Here is an 834-nt window from a genome sequence, read left to right as displayed (position 1 = left end):
CGGAGGTAGAGAGGCGATCAGGTTCAGATAGATCTGATGATCACGCGCCCGCACCGCCGCACAATCCTCTTCCGGTGTCGCATACGCCGGCCCTGCTGCGAGCACGATCGCGGCACCGATCACACCGGCGGTCCCGGCCAACAATGCCCCGACAGCGAGGACTCCCGCCACCGACCTGCGTAGCGTCGGCTTCCTCGATGCCGCAGTCGGTTCCGATATCGGTTCCGGCCTCATCGGTGGTCCTGGGCCGCCGGCTTCCGGACCGTGGCAACCACTCTGTCGGTGCCCCACCAGAACACCCGCCCAGCGATCGACATCCACACAAAGAACGCCAGATACACCAGGATCGTCCCGTGCTCGTCAGCCCACCCGGCGAGGCGTCCGATCACCGCGAACGCCACAACAAGCAACCCGAGCCCGAACAGTGTCGCGATGACCGCTGTCGAGGTTTCGTTGCGTGCTGCGCCGACGTGGCGGGTCGGTGGGGTCATCGGGTCGACCGGTGAAGTGGTCATCGAAGTAGTCCTCAATTCCTTTCCCCGCCAACCGGCATGCGGGACACGCGGTGCTTGTCTACCGGGGTGGGCGGCGGGAGCAGATGGAGCTTCCGGACCGAACACGGTGGGGTCGAACTTCTCGGTCGACGAACACGGTGGGTGTCAATCGAACGATCACTGTCCGTGGCCGGAGTCAGATAGTCGACCGGGCCGCAGGGCTGTGTCAGAGCCAAGTGGGGTCGGAATACACGAACACACTGTTGTCCGAGGTCGACGTCGACACCGCGAACTGCGCGTAGGTGCGGATCGTGACCGGTCCCATGCACGCATCGACCTT

Annotated in this window: 3 protein-coding genes; all 3 read right to left on the bottom strand. The window is 64.6% G+C overall.

Annotated features, from left to right (window positions below):
* The coding region (locus RHBS_RS28135; RefSeq protein ID WP_374700688.1) for a hypothetical protein at window positions 1-234 on the bottom strand (234 nt) is incomplete at its 3' end.
* A complete protein-coding gene (locus tag RHBS_RS28130; RefSeq protein ID WP_237669878.1) occupies window positions 231-515 on the bottom strand; it encodes a hypothetical protein in 285 nt (94 codons plus the stop codon). The genes RHBS_RS28135 and RHBS_RS28130, both read right to left, overlap by 4 nt.
* 205 nt (window positions 516-720) lie before the next feature.
* On the bottom strand, window positions 721-834 hold a 114-nt coding region (locus RHBS_RS28125), incomplete at its 5' end, for an MspA family porin (RefSeq protein ID WP_187298681.1).

The sequence above is a fragment of the Rhodococcus sp. BS-15 genome, from assembly GCF_000813105.1.
Classification (GTDB): Bacteria; Actinomycetota; Actinomycetes; order Mycobacteriales; family Mycobacteriaceae; genus Rhodococcoides.
Note: the sequence above shows the minus strand (reverse complement) of the source record. Positions and strands in the feature narration are given on the sequence as shown.

What these genes read in the sequence shown, in the direction of transcription:
- RHBS_RS28130 (WP_237669878.1), bottom strand. Translation starts at nt 515, where the DNA reads ATGACCACTTCACCGGTCGACCCGATGACCCCACCGACCCGCCACGTC.